We start from the raw sequence: 18,908 nt of genomic DNA, 5'->3' as shown, positions 1-18,908 counted from the left end.
TGTCAATCCCTCCCTTCTGCTCTTCTGCCAAAGCGGTATCCATAATAGCGGTACTCCTGCCCATTGCGAAACAGACTCTCTCTTTGAAATACATTCAGCACAAAGCCCGAAAAATCCGTCCCAGACTGACCGATATTGTCCACTGCGTCATTCACCGCCCGTATGTCCGTCCAGTCCTGTCTGACTATCAGGACCGCCGTGTCCGCCAGCTTCATCAGCAGCTCCGTGTCGCTGGCCAAGGACATGGGCGAGGAATCTAAAATCAGGTAGTCCACCAGATTCCTGCTGTCCCGGATGAACTGCTTCATCCTGCCGCTGTCCAGATATTTGGCCGAGTTGTGCACCCCTGTTTTCTGAAAGATCGTAAAAATTTTCCCGTTTTTCTGGTAAGACATCACCTCGTCCATGGATGCCTTGCCGTCCAGATAATCCGTCAGGGACTTTCCCTTGCTTCCCGGCTTTTCAAAGATTTTATGCTGGGCGGGCTTTTTCAGGTCCGTGTCCACCAACAAGACTCTTCTGCCCTTCTCCGCCAACGCCAAAGCCACGTTCGACGCTATGGAGGATTTTCCCTCGTTCTCCGCCACACTGCTGACCATGATTACCTTCTGTCCCTTTCTCCTCATCCGGTGGTCCAGACGAGTCGCCAGCTTTCGAACGGACTCCAAATACCCGGAACTCACCAAAGAAGAGGTAATCAAGATGGAGCGGCGTTTCTTCCGGAGGAATCCCAGAAACGTCTTATTTTTCCTCTCATAGGGAAGAACTCCCAGAATGGCGCCGTCTAAATTCCTCCTGGCTCCCGTCCTCGTCTTCACTGTAAACCGCAGCAAAGAGGCCAGCACAATCAGGGCTCCAGCCCCGGCAATGGCCCCCAACATCGCCAACTTCTGAATTCTTGAGAAGTTCGGCACATTAGAGGGAGACACCGGCACCGTGGGCTCCTGCACCATTTTCAAAACCGCGTTGGAGAACAGATAATCCGACACGGTATCATAATTCTCGATGGCAGACTGGATAATCAGGTATGCCTGCCTAGGATTGACGGAGGTGACGTCCAGTACGATCAGGTTTGTCTCCTCGATAATGCTAGAAGAAATCTCCCCCTTAATCGTCTCCTGTCCCAAATCCTCCGCGATTTTTTCCCTCAGCACATTGCTGTCAAAAACCTCACTGAATACCTCCGCCATCTGGTTCGCCATCGTCAGCGAGGAGTAAACGCTACTGTTGTTGCCTTTGGCACTGACCGCCATTGTGGCGGTAGCCGTGTACTCCGGCATGTAGAGCAGCCCCGCCGCGCCGTTGACTGCCAGATACGCCGTCGCGGCCGCCAGTATCAGCACCCAGAAGTTTTTCAGGATATCTCTGACGACACAAAACAGACTGACTTCGTCCAAATTAAATTCTCTCATCTCATCCATGATACCACTCCTTTACTCCCGGACAATGACCGTCAGCCATGTCTCTCCGCTAAGCCCCTGTTCATTTGTCACCTGATAATGTACTTCGTAACACCCGGCCTCCTGGTTGTTCACGCTAGATTCCACCGTCAGAGAAGGCCCCTGCACCAGATTCCCGTCGGCGTCCTCCACGCTCTCCACATAGAGGTTCGGGTCAAAGCCTTCTCCCTTTTTCACATAGACCAGAGGCTCCATCAGTTCAATCTCCAGCGCGGCATTGGAGCCCTCCACGATGTGTACCGGCAGACTCGCCTCTTGCGTATCCCCAAAGCTGTTGGACACCTCCACCTGGATGGAGTACTCGCCCTCCTCCCGGTAGTTCACATCACTCTCCACCAGTCGTACCAGAGAGGTCAAATCGCCATCCAGCACATCGTTCGCTCCCACCTGGGAGACTGCATTGCTGCCTGCCCCGGCTCGGAACACCAACGGCTGCGACAGCGTAAACTGCGGGGAACGGTAATCTGTAAAGCGGGTCTTCCTGGTGAGAACCGCCGGCTGGTTCACAGAGTCAAAGACCACATAGGAGACATTGCACACCCCCGGTTCCAGAAACTGGGAGAAGCTTCCCACAATAATCTGATCTGTCAGATCTCCGTCCTTCGCGTCAGAGGCTGTCAGCCCTTCCAGTAGGTCTCCCTCCTCATAGTCCACGGAGAGCTCCATCTCTTCTCTGTCGCTCGTGAGCGAAGGCTTCGTGGAGTCCTCGAGCTGCTTTTCCTTCACCCAGGAAAGGCCATATAGCCCCAGGCTGACCACAAATAAAAACATCATTGTAATTCTTATATATTTCATTTCTTACCTCATTTCTCAGAGTCCTGCCCCTCGGCAAAGCAGTCAAAAAGCTTCCAAAAACTCCTGCAGTCCCCTCTCGTCCACCTGGGAGAACCCGCCATCCTGAATCTTATATACGCGGCTGCACAGGGTGAATACACTCGGCCTGTGGGCTGCCACAATCACCGTGCGGTACGGTTCTCTCTTTATGATATTGTTCAAAACTCTCCTCTCCGTGACCACATCCAGCGCGCTGGTGGCCTCGTCTAGAATCAGCACCGGGGCGTCCGCCAGCAAAGCTCTGGCTATGGAAAGCCTCTGTTTTTGCCCCTCAGAAAAACGCTGCCCCCGCTCCCTCACCTGGGTCTCCAGCCCGTCCTCCAGCTTTTGAACGAACTCCCACGCGCAGGCGCTTTTAAGCGCCGCGATGATCTCTTCCTCGCCGGCCTGCGGCTTCGCCATGAGCATATTCTCACGGATTGTGCCTGAAAAGAGCGTATTCCCCTGAGGAATATAGCTGAACATACACCGGGTGGAGGAGGAGATCTCTAGCGACTCGCCTCCGGGATTTCCCAACCGGATATCGCCGCTGCTGGGATGGTAGAGTCCTAGCAGGAGATTCAAGGTGGTGGTCTTTCCCTGGCCGGAAGGACCGATCAGAGCCACGATCTCTCCGGGATTCGCCTCGAAATCCGCCTTTTGGTAGACCCATTTTTGTCCTTCATAGGCGAAGTCCACCGCTCTCATCTGGACGTAGACTCCAGTCTGTCTTCCAGTCTCCTTCATCCTCTTTGCCGCCTCTTCATCCTCTAGAAGCTCCCGGGGGAGGCTGACCACCTCCATAATCCGTTCCGCGCTGACGCAGGCACGGACCGCCGTGGGCGCCAAGCTCAGAATCGAATTGAAGGACCCTCTCAGGGCTCCTGCCATCCCCACGAACATAGTCATGGTTCCATAGGTGATCTCACCCTGCCACAGGCGATAGATCGCAAAGCCGTAGCAGGCATAGCCGATTCCCTGTCCAATCAGAGAGGTCAGCATCATCCTGTACGCCTGGAACCGGTTCTGACGTGCCGCCACGTCCATGGCCCTCCTCTGGATATGGTAAAACTTCTCCGTCACCTGGTTCAGCATCCCAAAAGCCTTGATGAACTGGAGATTCTGAAATGTCTCCTGGTCAAACACCGTGCGGTCGCTGGCCACCTCCTGGTTTTCCCGCTGAAACCGGCGCAGCCTGCGGGTGGTGCACCTGGTGGCGAGAAAAGAGACTGGGCCCCCAGCCAGAGCCAGCGCGGCCATCGCCGGGTCATGGCTCACCATGATGACGAAAGCGCCTCCGAAGCTAATCAGCGCTGTCACTGCGTTCGGCAGAAAGGTCAGCACACTGTTGGCCACAGCGCCGGCATCGCCGTTTACCCGAAACAGGAGGTCGCCGGAACGATATCCGGCCAGGCTGGCCCAATCAGTGTGAAGCACCTGCTCATAGATGTCCGCCCGTATTTCGTTGGTCACCTTCAGCCGAATCTGAAAGGATATTCGGGTCTTGACCGCGTTGACGAAGATCTGCCCCACGCCCACACCTACGTAAAGGGCAACCACCCGGCCGATTCCCTTGGTATTCATCCCCGTCACCGCGTCCACCAAATCCCGGGTGACCAGAGAAAAACCGAGACTTAAGACGGAGCCCGACGCTCCCAGCAGGACGTAAAAAGCGATCAGCAGCCAGTAACGTCTCACATACAGATACATCCAGAGCAGCTGGGCGGTCAGCTTTTTTAGTTTTCCTTCCTTGATCTTTTTCCACACTCGGTTCTGTTTCCTCATTTTCTCCCTCAAAAAGAAAAAATCCCGCTCAGCGAGATTTGTATTCTCCAAATACGGCCTCCTCTGTCAGCCTCACCGCCTCCTCGTCCGGCCGGCACGAGAGCTCATAGACCGGAATCCTGCCCAGCAGGCGGTCCAACAGGTACAGGCACAGCTCCATCCCACCGTCCAGCCATCTGGGGTAAAAGACGCTGCCGGACACCGCCGCCACCTTCTCAAAGCCCTCCAATCTCCGAATCGCGTTATGCTCCGCCTGCTTCAGGACGATCATGGCCCAAAGGGGTACTCCGATATTCTCACAGTAGGCAGACGAACCGTGCCACGGAGTTCCCCAGCCGAGAAATCCCGTCCCGATCTCCTGGGCAAACACAAGATCTCCGTTGACGATCACCGCGCCCCTATGGCAGTTCCAAAGCTCCGCCTGGGTCGTCTTTCCGATTCCCGACGGTCCCAGGAACAAAAGCCCCCGGCCTTCTGGCGCCGCGAGCGCCCCATGAAGCTGAAGAAGGCCTCGCCTCACAGCCGTCGAGTAAAACATCTGAATCAAAAACGCCTGGAGGTTACGCGGATTTTCCAGCGGCAGAATCCTGCCGGCGCTCCAGTCCCCGGAGACCAGCATCACGTCTGCCTCTGTCCGAAAGATCTGGGAGGTTCCCGGCCAACTGTACCCCTGCACGCCGTAACATACGCTCTCCGCCTCTGAAAACAGCGTCACCGCAAGATCACTCTTCCTTCCATCCGTTTCCACCTGAAATTTCCTCCAGCTCTCTGCCGGGAAGTTTCTCCCCGCCTCCCAGCCAAACCGGATTCCCGCAATGTCGAAATTTCTCTTCATTTGTTTAAGTTGGAGTTGTACAGTTCATAAATATGTTGGGATTTTCCTGGATAAATGCCCATTTCGCCTCCGAACTCCAACCGTAACCATCCAGCCATGGATCCAGATTATCAATTCCAGTGCTGACATAAGCTATAAAGTCCTCATATGTGTTCCCATATCCCGCTGCCGGATTATTGGTCCACGCACCACTAAGAGGAACATTGGAGCTCCCCCACGCAGTCTCCCATCCGGTATCAGTAAACCCTCCGCTGGCAGTCCAGGTCAGCCAATATGTACCTTCCGTCCCACCCCCAGACTCTGCCATCGTCATGATTCCGCCGTTGGCAACTTCCCCCGTCACTTCTACGTATACTTGTCCCATATATCTTCGTCTCCTTTCCATTCATCGTAATACTGTTTTATTCTTCCACAGAACTCATCCGTGACCTGGCGGGGGCCTCCGCACTCCACCGCCAACGTCCCAGCGCATTTTCTACACACGCTGCGCGCTCTGCAGGTCTTACATTCCTCCGGCCAGTCCAGAGTCTCTTCATAGATGAGCAGCTCCTTCCATGCCTCCGAAAACACCTGCCCCCGCACGGGAATGTCCGGTTCGTTCATAAAACTGCAAAATCTCATGAATCCGTTCCAGGTCACCCAGTACCCCAGCCGATAATCCCGGCAGTAGGTACAGGGTTTTCTCTCTATTTTTACCGGGCTGCCCTTCAGGCAGTGCAGGATTTCTCTTCTCTTCGCCTCATTCAGCTTCTCCTGGACGCGCGCCTCCCTGGCCTGGCTGTCCGGCGTTCGCACCGAGGGCTTGACGTTCCCGGTCGCCAGGTAGGGCAAGCCGTTATCCCGCGCATAATCCGCCATCCTTGGGAGGTCCGCCTCATTCTGGCGAATCACCGTGCTCACCAACTGTACAGGAATTCCCAACTTTCTCAGAGTCCGGAGGCCCCGGTCCGTTTTGGAAAATCCGTCTCTCACCCGGCACACCGCCTCGTAGACTTCATCGCTGGCCCCGTACAGAGTCGCCTTCACGCCCACCGGCGGGCATTCCTCCAGAAGCTTCGCCGCCCTCTCGTCGATCAGCGACGCGTTGGTCTGCAGGGTGATAAAAAATCCCATGCCGGTCAGCCCGCGCCAGATCGTCTCGAACTCCGGGTGCATCAGGGGCTCCCCGCCTGTGACGCACAGCCAGACCGTCCCTGCCGCCCTTGCATCCTCGGCAACTTTCAGCCACTCCTTGGCCGAGAGCTCTCTTCCATATCTCGGCATCTCCTCCGGCTTAAGATGGACATAGCACATTCGACAGTCAAAATTACAGCGGCAGGTCAGCTCGAAAGTTCCCGATATGGGAATCGCGTCGGCAAACGCCCGCTCTCTCACCGCACGATAAAAAGGGTCCGCCCCTTCGTTTCTTTCGCACACCGGTTCGAACCCGCCGCCCGTCACTGTTTGCCCTCCGGCATCCGCACCAGGACACTGCCGTGGGCCACCCCGTCGTCCAGAATGTTGTTGGCGGCAAGCAGTTTCAGAAATTTGCCGATATCCTCCGCCGCCTTCTCCCGGGTGACGCCCTCATAGCGCTCCATGACTCGGTTCACCAGATCTTCCTTCTCGAACTCCTCATCCTTCATGTAGTCCCATAGGTAGGCCGCCGAAGACGAGATATAGACGATGGAGGTGACTTCCTTTACCCGTCTGCCTGTGGGCACAATCACAAACTGGCCTGCCACTTCTCTCAGTATCAACCCATCCTTCAGCCTCATCTGTCGTCCTCCTTCTCCCGGTCGTTTATCACAACTCTCAGTATAAATCTTTCCTCTTCCTTCCATGCCTCGACGCTGCCCTGGTATTTTCTCGTGACCAGCTCGATGCTCTCCATCCCATAACCTCGGATATTTTTCACCAACCTTTGGTTCCGTCCGAAGTCCTCCGCCTCGGAAACGTCGTTTTCTAGCTTAATCAGAATACTCTTTTTTAGCTGCCGGATTGCCACATGGATGCACCTCCTCTCCGGCGGGCATTCCTTGCAGGCGCGGATGGCGTTTTCCATCGCATTTCCCAAAAGGACCGTCATATCCATGATGTTAAAGGGATAACTGTCCTGGACCTGGATGTCGCTTTTCACCCGGATGCCGTTTTGCTCCGCCTGGATGATGTAGTAGCTTAGAACCCCATTTAACACAGAGTTTTCCGAAAGCTTCCGGCTCTCCGCCTTTTCCAGCTCCGCCAGATAGCTACCGATGTACTCCTGTAGCTCTTCGGTCTTGCCGCCGTGTACTAGGGTGCCCATCGTCCGGAAATGATGCCGCAGATCATGCCTTCTTCGCTTTTCCTGCTCCATGCTGTCGCACATGCTCTTATACTGCTGCTCGTAGGCCTTCAGCTTCGACTCCATATCCTTCTTTTCTTTTTCCAGGACCAGGCACCCCAGATAGATGAGGTAGGCCAGAATATCTCCCGCCATAAAGCAGAACATCCAGACACTCAGGTAGATCTCATATCCCAGTCTTTGCATCTGCATATTCAGCTTCGTCTCAATCATCAAGGCGATAATCAAAAGAACCAGAATCGCGATGGAGCAACCGGTGGCCAGCTTGATCTCCCTGTGGTCCAGGTAGGTGATCTCCCGTACCGCGCTGCGGCGCAGAAGCCAGAAAAGCGGCGGAAACGTAAGCAGAGTCGCCAGTGCGTAGCAAATCAGGGTCATCCCGCTGTAAGGAGTAAAATATCCGAATGGAGCGATCTCCAAATAGAATTTCGCCGCTATCTTGTTTATCACATAAATAAAAACCCCATACTGGACGACGAGCAGATAAAACAGCAGTTTTCCTTTCGTCCCCTTTCGAAAGCTGAGAAAGTAGACAACGCTGCCCAAGGCCAGACACAGGCTGAACAGCAGATTGGCTGAGGATGTGAGCGTCATCTCGCTGGCCCCGCCTCCGAAGAGCCTGCCCAGATAGCAGGCCGATAGGCAGGCCAACAGCAGGTAACCTATATTTAAAAAAATCAGCAGCCTCCGCTTGGAAAACCGTAGAACCGACTCGCCAAAGGGAGCGTAAAGTAAAAATATCATCGACAGAATCTGAAGCAGATAGCCGAAAAACTGCACCACTGTATAATAGATCTGAACACGCATACTCTCTATCCTATTCTTCCATATAATGTCTAAAGATATAATCGTTGTATTTTCTTCTGCTGTCGGCTCTCTGCCTCCGGCTTAGCATAAAGATCATTCCTCCCACCTCGCAGGAATCTGTGTTCATTCTGTCGACCGCTTCCATATTCACGATGACGCCCCGGTTGATACGCAAAAAACGCTCGTCCAAATTCTTCATGACCTCCTGAAGACTTCCCCGGACTCTCACCACCGCCTCAGTAGCCAGATGGATATACAGGTAATTATGGATACTCTCTATATAGACAATCCTGCGGTATGGGATTTTCTGATTCTGCCGGATATCCGCGTCATAGACCTCCAGCTGCGGCATGTGTATTCTATGGAACCGCTTCTTGATCTTAAACAGCAGGCCCCTCCGGTACGGCTTCACAAGATAGTACAGCGCGTCCAAGTCTATTGCCTCCGGCCCGAACTCTCTGCTAACGCTGACAAACACAAGCTCCGTCTCCGGAAAGCGTCTCCGTATCTCGCCACCGATCTCCAATCCGTCTGTCTCTTCCATAAATATGTCTAAAAAAATCAGACCGTAGGCTTCCCCCCCCCCTCGATTTGACTGAGCAAATCTCGGCCCGCGCTATATTCATCCACCTCTGCATCCGGCCAGACAACTTCTAACGCTTCGCGCAAATCCATACGATCTTTTCTATCATCATCACAAATAGCTATTTTCATATCATACCTCTATTGTCATTATAAGAGAATATACCAATTTCTTCCAGTGCCATTTATCCCATTTCTCTGCCATTCATCCCTCTTTTTCCTGAACTACTGGACATTTCCCCCTGCTTCCTTTACTCTGGATAGATAAGAAATATTCGATCCGCGCCCTGCGGCGGCGCGCCTATGTTATAGATCATAACCCGTCAAAAGGAGAGTGTTTAGATGTCCCATCATACTGCAAACAATACTGGTAAAAAGCTAAAAAGCCCCGGAGTAATTCTCTGTCTTTTCCTGCTGCTGGCCTCCGCCGGCTTTATCGCCGTCCTCCTGCATACAAAGATGTTGCCTGGGCTCTATATCGCCGTTCTTTCTACCGGCATCCTGGCGGTTCTGTGTCTCATCTTTTGGCTGACCGGAGATTTTCACCGCAGGGACCGCTTCGTGGCCGGTTCCGTGCTGGCCCTGCTCTGCATGGCCCTGTATATTTTCACGGGCTACCACGTCGGCTTGACCCAGCAGGCTCTGCTCCAGGTGACCAGCCCTTCCGCCGAGAAGTCGGTGATCTCCTTCTATGTCCTGGACAGCGACCCGGCAGAAACTCTCTTTGCCGCCGCCGGATATACCTTCGGCATTCTTAAGACCCAGGACCGTACAAACACAGATCAGACCCTCAGACTGGTAAGCCAGGAACAGGAGCTGACGCTGAAGACCAGGGAATACGACGGTCTGGCTCAGCTCGCCGACGCCCTATCTGGTGGCGAGATCGGCGCAATTCTGCTGAACCAGGCGTATCTGGCCCTTTTCGACGAGCTTCCAGGATACGAGGATTTTCCTGGACAGCTCCGCGTGCTCTCCACCCAGAACGTGGAGCAGCCAGTGGAAATTCAGCCGGTAAAACCCCCCTCCCAGGAACAAGTGATTAACGTGTACATCAGCGGCAGCGACACCCGCGAGGATACCCTTCCCGGACTCAGCCGCAGCGACGTCAACATCCTGGCCAGCATCAACACCACCTCCAGGGAAATCCTGCTGGTCTCCACTCCAAGAGACTACTACGTGCCCCTATCGGTTTCCAGCGGCGTTCCCGATAAGCTGACCCACGCTGGTATCTATGGGGTACAGGTCAGCATGGATACCCTCTCCATGCTCTACGATGTGGAGATTGACTACTATTTCAAGGTGAACTTCACTGGCTTCGTGGACATCATCGACGCCTTAGGCGGCATCGAGGTGCAGTCCGACTACAGCTTCGACGCCTATGGCTATCACTACGACAAGGGGACCAACCTGCTAGACGGGGACGCCGCCCTCGGCTTTTGCCGCGAACGCTACTCCTTCTCCAGCGGCGACAGGCAACGGGGAAAAAATCAGCTAGCCGTCATAAAGGGAATCATCCAGAAAGCGGTCAGTCCCTCCATTCTGTCCACTTACACCTCCATCCTGGAGCACGTGCAGGCCTGTATCGACACAAACGTTCCCTACGACCTGATCGCCTCCCTGGTCCGACGGCAACTATCCGACGGCGCCTCCTGGACTGTGAACAGTTACAGTGTGGACGGCACCGGAGATACTCAGGTGCCCTATTCCATGAGTTCCCCGGTCTACGTCATGGTCCCCGATATGACCACTGTGGAACACGCCAAGGAGCTACTCAAAAAGACTGCCAGAGAGCCGGCGCCGGATGAAACCTAAAAACCTATCAAGGAGTGATAAAGTATGAACTGTCAGACTGAAAATTTCTTGCATCTGTTAAGATCTTTTTTGTGGGGGAACACCGCCAGACTCGACTCCCCAGACTGGGCGAAGCTGTGCGAGCTGGCTGGACTGCACAATCTCATTCCTGCCGTATATTCCGCCGCCAGCCGGACCGAGGAATTCTCCCGGGCCGATGCCTCCGCCCGGACCCAGCTTCTGGAGACAACTCTCGTACAGTCCAGCCGGCAGTTCATGAGGACCCAGGAGCTTTTTCGCATCTACGAAAAGCTGCTCAGCGCAGGAATCCAGCCCCTCATCCTCAAAGGCCTGATCTGCCGCAGCCTGTATCCAGAACCGGAGCTGAGAGTTTCCTGCGACGAAGACCTCTGGGTGCGAAAGGAAGATCTGGCTGCCTGCGACCGGATCCTGAGAGCTTGCGGCTACACCCCTGATTTCGACGACGTGACGCCGATTCTGGACACCGTGCAGGAAATCACCTATGAAAACGGCGTGCTGGTCATCGAACTCCACCTGAACCTTTTTGGTACGGCAAACTCAGATCGCTTTCAGATGACCCAGGTATTTTGCCGCTCCTTCAGCCAGAATATGGAGCTGGAAATCCAGGGACATAAGGTCTTCACCCTGTGCCCCACTGAGCATTTTCTGTTCCTGTTTCTACATCTGTACAAGCATTTTTCCGTAAGCGGCGCAGGAATCCGCCACATCATGGATTTTCTCATGTTCCTGGACAAGTACAACGAGGACATAGATTTCACCCGAATCCGGCTTGTGGTCTCCCAATTCCGAGGGGAATTGTTTTACTGCTCCCTGCTGGAGATCGGCAAGACGTACCTGGGTTTTTCACCGCAAAAATCTGCGGAACTATTCAGCTTGTCCATCTCCCGGCCAGAACTGGAGCTGCTGTTGGAGGACATCATACAAAGCGGCTGCTTCGGAAACGCCTCTAAAGTCCAAAAACTGGGCTCCACCTATGTGATGTCCTATGCCATCTCTTCAGAGACCCACAGGCCTCAGATACTGCCGCTGCTCTTTCCAAAGGCAGAGTTTTTGTACCCGTCCTTTCCCCTTCTCATCCGGCACCGGTGGCTTCTCCCCTTCGCCTGGTGCGCCAGAATCCTGAAATTTTTCTGGAAAACCTGCCGTTCAGACAAAAAGGAGGTCTCCGAAGGCATCCGATACGGAAAAAAGCGGGTCCGTCTGCTGAAAAAATACAAAACGTTTCCCGGGACTGTTGCAAAAGTAGATAAATAATCCACCGAATGAGTGAAAGGACATTAAAAGTCCGGCTTCGCCTATACAATATCTTTGGGTGGAAAGGACTGGTAACCACCAGCAGGGTAAGGTATTATTCTTCCGATACCCAACAAGCAATAGTGGAGGATTGTCTTTCGGGAAGCTTTACTGGACTGGAAGTACTAAAAATATAAAATCCAATGAGAAATTCAATTCAGAAAGTAGATTATAAGGTATAACGGTCATAAGGAACTGAAATCTTCTGAAACAGGAGACTGTACCATCATGACTGATGATGTAACAAGTATCTTAAAGGTCAGTGAGGGCAGATTGAAGACTGTAAGAGATATCTAGTTTGCTGATATAGAGAAACAGGGATTTATGCCCGTATATGAACGTCAAAAAATCACAGATGAACTTCATAAACTATGCAGTTTCCGGACGGACTATCAGGTTATAACAAAACCAAAAATGAAAGAGATTCAGAAAAAAGTAAACGGAGAGAAAGCATTATTATATTTCAGGTATAGGACACCAAATGCCACAACCCCAGTATCTTCAAGGATTGTGGCACTTTTTTTCTTTACTAATTGTCAAAGACGAGATTATATCTGATAAGTCAATGTCTGTTCTTCCAGCTCCTGAGGTATTCCATAATAAGCCCCTGCTATGCTTCCACAAATGGCAGCGATTGTGTCACTGTCCCCGCCAATAGAGATTGCATTTCGAATTGCATCTTCAAAATCCACGGATTCAAAGAATGCCTCCAGTGCCTGGAGTACAGAACCCTGGCAGGAAACATCAAACCGATATTTTTTGCGGATACTGTCCAAAGTAAAGTCCAAAGAATAGTATTCCGTCTCTATAACTTTCCTGATCTCTCTCAGACTTTCCCCTTCATTCGCTAGATAGACAGCCACCGTTGTCGCTTCCGCACCTTTTATGGCTTCTGGATGACTGTGCGTAATCTCAGTAACTGCTTTCGAGAATCTTTTCGCCTCGCTCAAACTTCTTGCCGCCTGACCGCATCCCCCAACTCTCATGGCTGCTCCATTTCCATAACTACCATAAGATTTCGGAGAATCTGAAAAAATCCATTCATAGAACTTTTCGCCATAGCCTGCATCCGGATATCGCCGTCCCAACTGCTGCATATCACTTACAGCATTTTCAGCAAGATTAAAAAAAGATGGTGCGCTTTCCATCATTGCTTTCGCGACAGCAATCAACATTACGGAATCATCCGTGAAAAAACATTTGCCAGTCATCAAATGATACCCCGTCTTCTTTTTATAATTTCGAAACTCAAATCTAGACCCTGCAATATCACCTATGACTGCGCCGAGAAGTACGGATTTCTTATCTTCTTTTTTTGTACATTTTTGTTGGAGACGCCCAGGCCAGCGCGATTCTCTGGCGTTCCCCACCGGACAGATGGCTGCCCCGATCATCACAACGGTATCGTAGTCTTTGGGAAACTTCCGGATGAAATCGTGACAAAAGACAGTTTTTTGCCGCCACCTAAAGACCCCTGGGACCAGTAGGCGATCTGCCTCCACCAGCCAATGGAAAAATTCACATTTTCTTTCACGGTATTGCTGAATGTTTAAAAGAAACGGGAATCGTGATTAAAGATTTTGATCACTTCAGGACCATAGATATATTCCGCCAGCGAAGCGTTCACTTTTGGGGCAAGTAATATCTGTCATTGAAAATTTTCGCTGTAATCCCGAAAGGTGAAAAGAATTAGAACAAAACCGACCGGGAGTATGGACAAGGACAGTAAGGCAACTCTCCAGCCTAAAATAAACATGTAAATCAGGATAAAAGCCAGCACAAGGACATTTGCGGTCATTTCCGAAATGAGATGAGACAGCGTGGTCTCTAACGATTCGATTCTGTCGATAACATATGAAATCCTCCATTTTCTACGATAGTTACCTCAAACTAACCCGCGACATAAGCATAGCACAGAGGAATAATCGCTTCTATTCCTGCGGGTTTTATTTATTCCACAGGACATTAAGTTTAATCTTTCCGTTTATGTTTATCCCCGTCTACAGAACATAATATATCATGAAGTCTCTTTATCATCCGATAACTCACCCATCCCACTATTGTCCCCACAGTATTAGTAATCACATCATCCAGTTGGCAAAACCCTCTTTGCGTCACAAGCTGCACTAATTCCAGGCACATACTGAACACGCAGCCGCCTCCGACACAAAATCTCCAATCTTGGAATCTGTAATCTGCCAAAGGAAAGAGGAAACCAAAGGGTATAAACATAATAATATTTTCAATAAAATATGCCTGAGAAATTAAAGAAGAATTCCAGGTTCCAAACAATTCCAAATCTATCCCCATTCTTGAACCCGGTTCTCTTGAAAATAATGCCAATTTTAACAAAACAGTTAAATAAACCACACAGAAAAATAAACTCCATTTCTGCCTTAAATTCCTCTTCTGTCTCCTCGCCTTTTCGTGGTATCTTACTTCCCACAGCAGTAAAAATACTCCTCCCACTGCCATTCCCCAAGGCAAATAACCAATCGGCTCTAGCATATCTTTGCCTACAAGTAATAAAAAATCAATTATTCTATTCAATATTTTATTTTCTCCACATTTTATTCAGATTTCTCCTAATATTTGTCATATCTTATCACTTTCCACGTGCCATAACAAGCCTTCATGAAAATCCCCTTTCTTGTCATTCTCAACTTCTCCCTCCTGCAACTATTTTATCTCTTTATTTACTTAATCAAAATTACGGCAACAAATATTATTCAGTGTGAACTACAAATAGTAACAATTATTTGGAGTTGATAAGTATTTTTTCTCAAAAGACAGAAGGAAATTAATTATAAGATATACGAAATCTTTTCGGATATTTACAGTGCGTTTTAAATAATGGGAATTTAACATTTGAGGAAATAATATCCCGTTGAATCTAACTGGTAAAGATCAGAAATGGCTTAGGATAAAAAATACTTTCAAATCCATATTTATTGAGTGGAGATTTGTATCGTGAAAGGTAAGATAAGAATGTTACTCGTTAATCACTGTGCTGCTGTAAAGGCGGTGGTATGATGAAAAGAATCAAAGTTATGCATATCGCTCAAGCAGCTGGTGGAGTAGATCGTTATCTCCGAATGCTTCTCAAATATTTAGATAAAGAAAAATTTGAGAACATTGTTGTACTATCACAGGACTTCCATGGAGATGATTATGTGGGAGTGGTATCTGCATTTGAACAAATTCATATGACTAGGGCAATCAGTATTCATGATTTTAGGACTATATATAAAGTTAGGAAAATGATCAAAAAATACTGTCCGGATATTGTGTACGCACATTCCAGTAAGGCTGGAGCGATTGCACGAATTGCTAATATTGGAATGAAAAACCATTGCGTCTATAACTCACATGGCTGGGCATTTAATATGAAAGTCTCGCCAAAGAAACAGAAGTTGTACATATTGATCGAGAGGATGGCTGCATTACTTTGCGACAAGATTATCTGTATTTCTGATGCTGAGAAAAAGTCTGCACTATCTAAAAATATTTGTAGAAAAAACAAGCTTCAAGTCATTTTTAATGGTGTGGATATCAAAGCATATGAATCTTCTATGCATGGCCCTATCCACAACACAGACTTGGGAATTTCAGATGATTCTATTATAGTGGGAATGGTAGGCCGATTATGTGAGCAGAAAGCACCAGACGTATTTGTGAAAGCCGCAAAATTGATTAAACAGGATATACCTTCCGCACATTTTGTAATTGTCGGAAATGGACCGCTAGAAACAATGATAAAGGAATATGCACTTCAGAATGAATTAGATGATTGCCTGCATATTACAGGTTGGGTTGAAAATCCAATGAGTTATATAGAACTTTTTGATATTGCTATGCTACTGTCACGTTGGGAAGGATTTGGTCTGGTTTTGCCAGAATATATGATGGCAGGTAAACCCATTGTGGCAACCAATATAGATGCTATACCTAATATTATTCGAGATGGTGAAAATGGATTGCTGGTGGAACCTGATAGTGAAATGGCGGCTTACAAGGCAGTAATGCGCTTGCATACAGATTCTAAGCTTCGTGAACGACTCATAGATCGTAGCCGTAAAGACGTTCACAAACGTTTTGATGTCAGAAGAGTGGCAAGAGAACATGAGGAGTTGTGGACGGGTTTAGTGAAAGAAACTATGAAATTAGAAGAATAGGAATGGACACGATATTGTTTCGGGTGTTTTAAGAAAAAATCTGCACCAGAAAATTGGTATGAGTAAATATCGTATTGATATTTTTTTTGTGTGAAGATGGTGGAGTTAATGCTTTGCATTACATAAGTTAAGTACAATTTGTACAATGAGAAGCGAGGTATAGATGTGAGATATACGTCTAAATTTTTTAAAGAAGAAATGCCAGAGTGGAAAAGAAAAAAAGATCCTATTTTGAGTAGATTTTTTTATCGAAAGATTGCCTTTAGAACAGCAGCTTTTGCAGCTAATGCGGGAATCTCGGCGAATTCTGTTTCGTATTTTTCAATAATAATAGGGATTGTAGCGTGTTTATGCTTTTTGCCAGTTAGCCACACGGCTCACATTATAGGTGCAATATTAATTAATCTCTGGTTGATTTTAGACTGTACAGACGGAAATTTAGCAAGAAGTGTTAGAGCTCAGCCATTTGGAGAATTCGCGGATGGCATAAGTAGCTATATTTTAGTTGGACTGATGTGTACTATGATGGGAGTAGCAGTTTATCACGAGGGAGGACTTCTTGTTCCGGCTCAATGCTCATGGATTATATTGATTGGAGCATTAGCATCCAGTGCGGACAGTCTTATGCGTTTAATTTATCAGAAGTATAAAAATACAGAACGTGAGATGGCGGATAAAAAAATTTTAGAAGTTGAGAACGATGTACGAATAGACCATAGTCAAGTTGAAAGTTTCAGAGTAAGGATAGAAACAGAACTTGGAGTTGGGGGATTATTACCTGTAGCTATTCTTTTGGCTACCTTATTGAAGATGCTTGATCTTATTGTAGTATATTGCTTTTTGTATTATGGAACATCATGCTTAGCGGTAACTCTGATATATATAAAGAAAGCAGTAAACGCAGCAAAATAGTTGAGTGAAAAATGTTAAACAGTGTACATGGTTAACATATTACAAGACGCCATGTATTTTTACTTTCTATACTGTTACTTTATGAGGTGAGATAATATGGGCGGTCTAGTTTCAATAATAGTGCCTGTCTATAATGTAGAGGCTTATGTAGATAGAAGTATTCAAAGTTTGACAAATCAAACATATAGAAATATAGAAATCCTGTTGGTAAACGACGGGTCTATAGATAATAGTTCTGTTATATGTGATCTTTGGGCTCAAAAAGATAAAAGAATTAAGGTGATTCATAAAAAAAATGGCGGACAAGGATCGGCAAGAAATAAAGCTCTTGATATAGCACGTGGAGAGTACATCTGTTTTTTAGATTCAGATGATACAGCTAAAAAAGATTACATTGAATTTTTGTATAACATGATGAAAGAAAAGCATTTAGATATTTCAGCGTGTAATAACGAAATTTTTGATGAAAACGGAACTTTCTTACGAGAAAGAAAAACAGGGGAGGGATATGTTGAACTGACAGGGACTGAGGCGATTAAAAGTTTATGGACAGATGGTGTGATTAACATAGGTCCATGGGGAAAATTATACAAAAAAGAATTGTGGGAAGATATTCGATTTAAGGAATGCTTCAGTGAAGATTGGGCAACTATGCATTTTATATATGAGAAAGCAGACCGAGTGGGATATTCTTATGAATGTAAGATTGAATATTTAATAAGATCTAATTCATCAATAAGAAAATTTCAAGAAAAGAAATTAATAATGTTAGATATAGCCAAAGATAACATTCAATATGCTCAGAGTCATCCTGAATTATTACCTGCATCTTACCAAAAAGCTGTATCTGTTTACTTTCATATTCTATTTCAATTACCTAATGATAGTAAATATGATATTGTACGTAAACAAATAAAACTATTAATAAAAGAGATTCGATTGTCAATCATTGTAAGTAGAGAATGCAGAAGCAAGACAAAAATTGCCGTGTTACTATCATATTTTGGATTTGGATTCACGAAGAAGCTTTTTTATGTGGTAAAGCAAAAAGACGCGGCGTTTTAACCATAGATATGCGCAGATATAAAGTGAATGGTGAGGAGCAACAGATATATGGAAATTCATGTTTATTTGACCGGAAGACTTGGAAATCAACTGTTTCAGTATGCGTTTGCCAGGCATTTACAAAAAGAATACGGTGGAAAAATCATTTGCAACATTTATGAGTTAGAACATAGATCTGAAAAAGCAGCGTGGGTTCCAGGAAAATTTAATTATGAAATGAGCAATTATAAGTTAAATGACAGTATTCTTATTGAAGATATAAAATTGCCTTGGTTTGCTGATTTCTCCAATCCTATTATCAGGATAGTGAAAAAAGTTATACCTAGGATATATTTTAATCTTATGGCATCCAAAGGATATCTGTTGTGGCAGAAGAATAGTTATATAAATATTCCTGCAATTCGAAACAATGAAATAATTGTAAATGGATGGTGGCAGGATGTTCGTTTTTTTCATGACGTAGAAGCGGAATTGTCAAATGAAATTGTACCAACAACTAAACCAATATCAGAAAATGAATATTTGTATAATATAGCGGAAAGAGAAAACTCGGTATGTGTTTCTATTAGAGGAGGCAACTATCTCGTACCTAAAGTAAAAAAGAAACTTTTTGTGTGTGATAAGGAGTATTTTTATAACGCAATAGAACTTATAAAAAGTAAGGTCAGAAACGCTATATTTATCGTATTTAGCGATGATTTAGAATGGGTAAAATCTTATATAAAATTAGAAGAAAAATTTCCGGAATGTAAATTCTATTATGAAAGTGGAAAAGATACTGTAGAGGAAAAACTTAGAATGATGACAAAGTGTAAACATTTTATCATTTCAAATAGCTCATTTAGCTGGTGGGCTCAGTACTTAGCCAAAAATGAAAATAAGATCGTTATTGCACCTGACGCATGGTTTACAAATGGGGATAAAAATGGTTTATATATAGATGATTGGATATTAATTCCTACGCAAACGAAAGATATGTAAAATGTCAAACAAACTTAATGCAAAAAGCGATGCACTGGATGTAA

General features: G+C 47.4%; 19 protein-coding genes. 6 read left to right on the top strand and 13 right to left on the bottom strand.

Annotated elements, in window-relative coordinates; all coding sequences use genetic code 11:
* Nucleotides 1–2 precede the first annotated feature (2 nt).
* The 10 genes from BLHYD_RS06245 to BLHYD_RS06200 form a co-directional block, all read right to left on the bottom strand.
* Nucleotides 3–1,421, bottom strand: coding sequence for a tyrosine-protein kinase domain-containing protein (locus tag BLHYD_RS06245; protein WP_005946061.1), 1,419 nt, complete (start codon nt 1,419–1,421; stop codon nt 3–5).
* Between the two features lie 12 nt (nt 1,422–1,433).
* Complete coding sequence (locus BLHYD_RS06240) at nt 1,434–2,255, bottom strand: immunoglobulin-like domain-containing protein (protein WP_005946059.1); 822 nt, start codon at nt 2,253–2,255, stop codon at nt 1,434–1,436.
* A 42-nt stretch (nt 2,256–2,297) separates the two neighbouring features.
* Nucleotides 2,298–4,109, bottom strand: coding sequence for an ABC transporter ATP-binding protein (locus tag BLHYD_RS06235; RefSeq protein ID WP_005946057.1), 1,812 nt, complete (start codon nt 4,107–4,109; stop codon nt 2,298–2,300).
* On the bottom strand, nt 4,087–4,806 hold the full coding sequence (locus tag BLHYD_RS06230; protein WP_155799522.1) for a hypothetical protein: 720 nt from the start codon (nt 4,804–4,806) through the stop codon (nt 4,087–4,089). Before BLHYD_RS06230 ends, BLHYD_RS06235 begins: the two co-directional genes overlap by 23 nt.
* Nucleotides 4,807–4,897: 91 nt before the next feature.
* A complete protein-coding gene (locus tag BLHYD_RS06225; RefSeq protein ID WP_005946053.1) occupies nt 4,898–5,257 on the bottom strand; it encodes a hypothetical protein in 360 nt (119 codons plus the stop codon).
* Nucleotides 5,239–6,333 (bottom strand): radical SAM protein, encoded by a 1,095-nt coding sequence (locus BLHYD_RS06220; RefSeq protein WP_005946052.1) that lies wholly within the window; start codon nt 6,331–6,333, stop codon nt 5,239–5,241. Before BLHYD_RS06220 ends, BLHYD_RS06225 begins: the two co-directional genes overlap by 19 nt.
* Complete coding sequence (locus BLHYD_RS06215; RefSeq protein WP_005946050.1) at nt 6,330–6,650, bottom strand: PqqD family protein; 321 nt, start codon at nt 6,648–6,650, stop codon at nt 6,330–6,332. The genes BLHYD_RS06220 and BLHYD_RS06215 overlap by 4 nt, the downstream gene beginning before the upstream one ends.
* Entirely contained in the window at nt 6,647–8,023 is a 1,377-nt protein-coding gene (locus tag BLHYD_RS06210) for a sensor histidine kinase (RefSeq protein WP_005946048.1), read from the bottom strand. The genes BLHYD_RS06215 and BLHYD_RS06210 overlap by 4 nt, the downstream gene beginning before the upstream one ends.
* Nucleotides 8,024–8,033: 10 nt before the next feature.
* On the bottom strand, nt 8,034–8,567 hold the full coding sequence (locus tag BLHYD_RS06205) for a LytR/AlgR family response regulator transcription factor (RefSeq protein ID WP_005946046.1): 534 nt from the start codon (nt 8,565–8,567) through the stop codon (nt 8,034–8,036).
* A 17-nt stretch (nt 8,568–8,584) separates the two neighbouring features.
* Nucleotides 8,585–8,737 (bottom strand): hypothetical protein, encoded by a 153-nt coding sequence (locus tag BLHYD_RS06200; RefSeq protein ID WP_005946044.1) that lies wholly within the window; start codon nt 8,735–8,737, stop codon nt 8,585–8,587.
* Nucleotides 8,738–8,947: 210 nt separating this feature from the next.
* Between BLHYD_RS06200 and BLHYD_RS06195 the strand changes: the two genes are divergently transcribed.
* Together BLHYD_RS06195 and BLHYD_RS06190 are read left to right on the top strand one after the other, a co-directional pair.
* Nucleotides 8,948–10,417, top strand: a complete 1,470-nt coding sequence (locus BLHYD_RS06195; protein ID WP_040350291.1) for an LCP family protein — start codon at nt 8,948–8,950, stop codon at nt 10,415–10,417.
* 24 nt (nt 10,418–10,441) lie between these two features.
* Nucleotides 10,442–11,692 carry a nucleotidyltransferase domain-containing protein gene (locus BLHYD_RS06190; RefSeq protein WP_260784519.1) on the top strand — a complete coding sequence of 417 codons (1,251 nt, stop codon included), beginning with the start codon at nt 10,442–10,444 and terminating at the stop codon, nt 11,690–11,692.
* A 587-nt stretch (nt 11,693–12,279) separates the two neighbouring features.
* Here BLHYD_RS06190 and BLHYD_RS06185 read toward each other — a convergent pair.
* From BLHYD_RS06185 to BLHYD_RS06180, 3 genes are all read right to left on the bottom strand, one after another.
* Nucleotides 12,280–13,125 (bottom strand): ADP-ribosylglycohydrolase family protein, encoded by an 846-nt coding sequence (locus BLHYD_RS06185; RefSeq protein ID WP_021846033.1) that lies wholly within the window; start codon nt 13,123–13,125, stop codon nt 12,280–12,282.
* Between the two features lie 254 nt (nt 13,126–13,379).
* Nucleotides 13,380–13,529, bottom strand: a complete 150-nt coding sequence (locus tag BLHYD_RS17515) for a hypothetical protein (RefSeq protein ID WP_416387549.1) — start codon at nt 13,527–13,529, stop codon at nt 13,380–13,382.
* A 173-nt stretch (nt 13,530–13,702) separates the two neighbouring features.
* Nucleotides 13,703–14,281, bottom strand: coding sequence for a VanZ family protein (locus BLHYD_RS06180; protein WP_005945468.1), 579 nt, complete (start codon nt 14,279–14,281; stop codon nt 13,703–13,705).
* Nucleotides 14,282–14,760: 479 nt separating this feature from the next.
* On the opposite strand from BLHYD_RS06180, the gene BLHYD_RS06175 reads away from it, so the two are divergent.
* The 4 genes from BLHYD_RS06175 to BLHYD_RS06160 all read left to right on the top strand — a co-directional run bounded on the left by BLHYD_RS06175 (nt 14,761) and on the right by BLHYD_RS06160 (nt 18,864).
* Complete coding sequence (locus BLHYD_RS06175; RefSeq protein WP_005945465.1) at nt 14,761–15,906, top strand: glycosyltransferase family 4 protein; 1,146 nt, start codon at nt 14,761–14,763, stop codon at nt 15,904–15,906.
* Between the two features lie 165 nt (nt 15,907–16,071).
* On the top strand, nt 16,072–16,818 hold the full coding sequence (locus BLHYD_RS06170) for a CDP-alcohol phosphatidyltransferase family protein (protein WP_021846042.1): 747 nt from the start codon (nt 16,072–16,074) through the stop codon (nt 16,816–16,818).
* A 96-nt stretch (nt 16,819–16,914) separates the two neighbouring features.
* Entirely contained in the window at nt 16,915–17,883 is a 969-nt protein-coding gene (locus BLHYD_RS06165; RefSeq protein WP_005944764.1) for a glycosyltransferase family 2 protein, read from the top strand.
* Nucleotides 17,884–17,931: 48 nt separating this feature from the next.
* Nucleotides 17,932–18,864, top strand: coding sequence for an alpha-1,2-fucosyltransferase (locus BLHYD_RS06160; RefSeq protein WP_005944761.1), 933 nt, complete (start codon nt 17,932–17,934; stop codon nt 18,862–18,864).
* Nucleotides 18,865–18,908: the final 44 nt, after the last annotated feature.

Origin of the sequence: Blautia hydrogenotrophica DSM 10507 (assembly GCF_034356035.1) — a bacterium.
Taxonomy (GTDB): Bacteria; Bacillota; Clostridia; order Lachnospirales; family Lachnospiraceae; genus Blautia_A; species Blautia_A hydrogenotrophica.
The sequence above is the reverse complement of the archived record's forward strand: the minus strand, read 5'-3'. Positions and strand labels throughout refer to the sequence as shown.

Bases quoted from the DNA above. Each gene is read 5' to 3' on its own strand.
- BLHYD_RS06165 (WP_005944764.1), top strand. From the start codon at position 16,915: ATGGGCGGTCTAGTTTCAATAATAGTGCCTGTCTATAATGTAGAGGCT.
- BLHYD_RS06175 (WP_005945465.1), top strand. From the start codon at position 14,761: ATGATGAAAAGAATCAAAGTTATGCATATCGCTCAAGCAGCTGGTGGA.
- BLHYD_RS06160 (WP_005944761.1), top strand. From the start codon at position 17,932: ATGGAAATTCATGTTTATTTGACCGGAAGACTTGGAAATCAACTGTTT.
- BLHYD_RS06195 (WP_040350291.1), top strand. From the start codon at position 8,948: ATGTCCCATCATACTGCAAACAATACTGGTAAAAAGCTAAAAAGCCCC.
- BLHYD_RS06200 (WP_005946044.1), bottom strand. From the start codon at position 8,737: ATGAAAATAGCTATTTGTGATGATGATAGAAAAGATCGTATGGATTTG.
- BLHYD_RS17515 (WP_416387549.1), bottom strand. From the start codon at position 13,529: ATGACCGCAAATGTCCTTGTGCTGGCTTTTATCCTGATTTACATGTTT.
- BLHYD_RS06205 (WP_005946046.1), bottom strand. From the start codon at position 8,567: ATGGAAGAGACAGACGGATTGGAGATCGGTGGCGAGATACGGAGACGC.
- BLHYD_RS06210 (WP_005946048.1), bottom strand. From the start codon at position 8,023: ATGCGTGTTCAGATCTATTATACAGTGGTGCAGTTTTTCGGCTATCTG.
- BLHYD_RS06185 (WP_021846033.1), bottom strand. From the start codon at position 13,125: ATGATCGGGGCAGCCATCTGTCCGGTGGGGAACGCCAGAGAATCGCGC.
- BLHYD_RS06215 (WP_005946050.1), bottom strand. From the start codon at position 6,650: ATGAGGCTGAAGGATGGGTTGATACTGAGAGAAGTGGCAGGCCAGTTT.
- BLHYD_RS06245 (WP_005946061.1), bottom strand. From the start codon at position 1,421: ATGGATGAGATGAGAGAATTTAATTTGGACGAAGTCAGTCTGTTTTGT.
- BLHYD_RS06240 (WP_005946059.1), bottom strand. From the start codon at position 2,255: ATGAAATATATAAGAATTACAATGATGTTTTTATTTGTGGTCAGCCTG.
- BLHYD_RS06225 (WP_005946053.1), bottom strand. From the start codon at position 5,257: ATGGGACAAGTATACGTAGAAGTGACGGGGGAAGTTGCCAACGGCGGA.
- BLHYD_RS06190 (WP_260784519.1), top strand. From the start codon at position 10,442: ATGAACTGTCAGACTGAAAATTTCTTGCATCTGTTAAGATCTTTTTTG.